3 protein-coding genes and 1 pseudogene are annotated in these 3774 nt (G+C 53.1%); 3 read left to right on the top strand and 1 reads right to left on the bottom strand.

The features are described 5' to 3' along the window. Positions 1 to 181 (top strand): annotated as a pseudogene (locus AC1DRJ_RS21320) (cytochrome C oxidase Cbb3); the annotation flags it as partial. A 56-nt stretch (positions 182 to 237) separates the two neighbouring features. On the opposite strand, the gene AC1DRJ_RS21315 reads toward AC1DRJ_RS21320, so the two are convergent. Next, complete coding sequence (locus AC1DRJ_RS21315) at positions 238 to 1239, bottom strand: metallophosphoesterase family protein (protein ID WP_477803880.1); 1002 nt, start codon at positions 1237 to 1239, stop codon at positions 238 to 240. A 529-nt stretch (positions 1240 to 1768) separates the two neighbouring features. Here AC1DRJ_RS21315 and ccoG point away from each other — a divergent pair. Both ccoG and AC1DRJ_RS21305 read left to right on the top strand, forming a co-directional pair. After that, positions 1769 to 3184: a cytochrome c oxidase accessory protein CcoG gene (gene ccoG, locus AC1DRJ_RS21310; RefSeq protein ID WP_477803879.1), complete on the top strand. Its 1416-nt coding sequence runs from the start codon at positions 1769 to 1771 to the stop codon at positions 3182 to 3184. An 11-nt stretch (positions 3185 to 3195) separates the two neighbouring features. Further along, complete coding sequence (locus AC1DRJ_RS21305; RefSeq protein WP_477803878.1) at positions 3196 to 3732, top strand: FixH family protein; 537 nt, start codon at positions 3196 to 3198, stop codon at positions 3730 to 3732. Positions 3733 to 3774: the final 42 nt, after the last annotated feature.

The raw sequence follows: 3774 nt of genomic DNA, 5'->3' as shown, positions 1-3774 counted from the left end.
CCCGGGCGCGTTCATTTACGGTTCGAGCTTCGCCCAATTGCAGCAGACCATCCGTTACGGCCGTCAGGGCCAGATGCCTGCGCAAGAACAGCTGCAAGGCAACGACAAGGTTCACCTGCTGGCCGCTTACGTCTACAGCCTCTCTCACGGTGAGAAGGCTCCGGCGGCAGACGCTCAGTAAGGCAAACGCTTGATGTAATAAAAAACGGCCCCGCCAGTGATCTGGCGGGGCCTTTTTTATKGGCGAGTGGCCCAGATCGATTTCACCGGTACCGTATCCAGCAGCTCTCGGGTCTGCCATTGGTTGTTCTTCACAAGGCTGATGTGCAATTGCTTGCGATCATCCGAGAAGCTGGCAATCAGGTAGGTTTGCTGGGAAGTGGCGCCACTGAGGTACATTGGCACGCCATTAATTTTATAGGCATCGCCGCCATTTTGATGGTAATGACCGGCAAAAATCGCAGTGACCTGATACTTCCTGATCATTTGGTGGAATCGACTCACCTGCTCACTACTCCCCATCATTTCCTCCGGCTTGTGCATGTTGATAATGATCGCGTAGCCCTGAGCCCGAGCGATACTCAAATCATTTTCAAGCCAATCCAGCGTGCTGGTGATATCGAAGGTCGTCGGGTTTAACGCATGAGAAATCCTGGCCGCATAGGTCGGCTCATTATTGAGTTGCACCATATGGACTTCACCAATGTTCTTGGAATAGGCGAGACTGCCTGAATACAGCCTACTAATGAAGCTGCCCGTAATGCTTAAATCAAAATTATCAACCTTGCTTTCATGGTGCTCTTTAAACTCTACGATACTGCCGGCCGCGCAATTATTGCTGAAGCAATTATCCACGTTATTCTCATAATCGTGATTACCCAACCCATACAGATAGTCGTCCTTGAAATATTTTTTCAATGTCGAATCCATGTAAGAGCGCTGCCAGCCGTGACCGAAAGCGGTGATATCGCCATTGATCATCAGCGGCACATGGGATTGCGCATTATTTTTTCGAAAGTCGGCAATACTCGCAAACTGCGTCTCTACCAGCCATTTTGAACGACTGTTGAAATCCGTTTCTGACTCAGGCTCTCTGCGATCGAGCTTATCCGTCCACGGGTATTGCGTATCCGAAGCGAAGATCATATGACGTGGAGTACCCTCCACTGAATAGGCCAAAGGCGCCAAAGACAACAGGCACAAGCCCAGTACAAACCGCTTAACTTTCTTAGAAATCATAGAATTCCGTTTCCAGTGGTATTAAACAAAGTGCGATTAGAAAACCGCATCTGGCCAACTTATTGGAAACGAACAAAAACTTCAAACAACCAACTAGAACCAATTAAAGAAATATATTTCCGCCACCCACAAATAAAAACCAAAGAACAACTTCCCTCAACTTGAACCTGGCTTTTTTGCATTTGATATTTCACAGTGTAGTGAGCTCAACCAGGAAGCCGCTGCTGCAATTCGCTTTGGTGATAGGCATGCCGGGCTTCCGGGGTCTGCAGGCCGTCCCCTGCCGCTTCGACCACACAACGGCCACGAATCCCACCACCTGCCATTCTGAACCCAGAAAAAACGTCCATAATTCACAAGTCAATTGATACAAGTCATTACACCGTCCGTTGATTTCCACCAACGTGACCAAAGGTCGCACCCCTGTGCTAGAGCTTCAGGCGTATCATTGCGCCACTGCGACACCCCTTTTTGACCGCGGTTGGCATGTACTGACCGGGGCATTTTTCCACTGCCGTGGGATGCAACGATGAGCAACCAGATTCCGGTACACGACGTCACTCCACCCGCCAAAGACGCGAACAAAAGCGTCGACCTCTACGCCTCTCGAGAAAAGATCTACACCCGAGCTTTCACGGGCCTGTTCCGCAATCTGCGGATGATGGGCGGCGCCTTTTTGTTCCTGTTGTATTTCGGCACAGTCTGGTTGAACTGGGGCGGTCATCAAGCCGTCTGGTGGAACCTGCCGGAGCGTAAATTCTTTATTTTTGGTGCAACGTTCTGGCCTCAGGATTTCATCCTGCTGTCGGGGATTTTGATTATCAGTGCCTTCGGTCTGTTCTTCATCACCGTCTACGCCGGTCGCGTCTGGTGCGGTTATAACTGCCCGCAAAGCGTCTGGACATGGATTTTCATGTGGTGCGAAAAAGTCACCGAAGGCGACCGCAACCAGCGCATCAAGCTTGATAAAGCACCGATGAGCGCGAACAAATTCCTGCGAAAATTCAGCAAGCATTCGATGTGGTTGCTGATCGGCTTTGTCACTGGCCTGACCTTCGTCGGTTACTTCTCGCCGATCCGTGAACTGGTGTTCGACTTCTTCACCGGCGAAGCGGATGGCTGGTCGTATTTCTGGGTCGGTTTCTTCACCCTCGCCACCTACGGCAATGCCGGCTGGCTGCGCGAGCAGGTATGTATTTACATGTGCCCGTACGCTCGCTTCCAGAGCGTGATGTTCGACAAGGACACGCTGATCGTTTCCTACGATCCACGCCGTGGCGAATCCCGTGGCCCGCGCAAGAAAGGTGTCGACTACAAGGCACAAGGCCTGGGCGACTGCATCGATTGCACCATGTGTGTCCAGGTCTGCCCGACCGGCATCGACATCCGCGACGGCCTGCAAATCGAGTGCATCGGTTGCGCCGCCTGTATCGATGCCTGCGATTCCATCATGGACAAGATGGACTATCCGCGCGGCCTGATCAGCTACACCACCGAGCACAACCTGTCCGGGCAAATAACCCATAAACTGCGCCCGCGCCTGATCGGTTATGCCGTGGTGCTGCTGGCGATGATTTCGTTGTTGATCACTGCGTTCTTCATGCGTTCGCTGGTCGGTTTCGACGTCAGCAAAGACCGCGTGCTGTACCGCGAGAACGCCGAGGGCCGGATCGAAAACGTCTACAGCCTGAAAGTCATGAACAAAGACCAGCGCGACCACACCTACGTGCTGGAGGCCACTGGTTTGCCGGATCTCAGGCTGCAAGGCAAGCGCGAGATCAAAGTCGCCGCCGGGGAAATCTTCACCCAGCCGGTGGAGTTATCCAGCGCACCTGAAAAACTGCCATCGAGCACCAACGAGGTGAAATTCATCCTCAAGGATGCCGATGACGACAGCGTTCACGTTGAAGCCAAGAGCCGATTCATCGGCCCACAAATTCGTTGAGAGAAGCCATCATGCCCGCAGCAGCTGCAAGTCCCTGGTACAAGCACCTTTGGCCATGGATCATCATCGGGATTCTGGCCTGTTCGGTGACCCTGACTTTGTCCATGGTGACCATCGCGGTGAATCACCCGATTGACCTGGTGAACGACAATTACTACGAGGCTGGCAAAGGCATCAATCGCTCACTCGACCGTGAACGGTTGGCCCAGACACTGCAACTGCGCGCCAAGATTCATCTGGATAGCGTGACCGGCGAAGTCGACCTGCACCTGAGTGGCGACAGCCAACCGAAAACCCTTGAGCTGAACCTGATGTCGCCGACACAGCCCGAGAAGGATCGCAAAATCACCCTCGTCCACAGCGACACGGAACAGGGCCGCTACATTGGTCAACTGAGCGACAAGGTCGAAGGCCGTCGCTTCATAGAGCTGCTGGGGGTCGAGGGTGACAAGACCTGGCGCATGTTCGAAGAAGAACCGGTCAGCCATGACAAAGACCTGCTGCTGGGCGATGAACCGCTGCAAGGCGCTGAAGATCTGAAAAAGTAAGACCTACCCTGATCGTTCCCACGCTCTGCGTGGGAATGCCTC

This window comes from Pseudomonas sp. P5_B2 (assembly GCF_056400445.1).
Note: the sequence above shows the minus strand (reverse complement) of the source record. Positions and strands in the feature narration are given on the sequence as shown.

What these genes read in the sequence shown, in the direction of transcription:
- ccoG (WP_477803879.1), top strand. Translation starts at nt 1,769, where the DNA reads ATGAGCAACCAGATTCCGGTACACGACGTCACTCCACCCGCCAAAGAC.
- AC1DRJ_RS21305 (WP_477803878.1), top strand. Translation starts at nt 3,196, where the DNA reads ATGCCCGCAGCAGCTGCAAGTCCCTGGTACAAGCACCTTTGGCCATGG.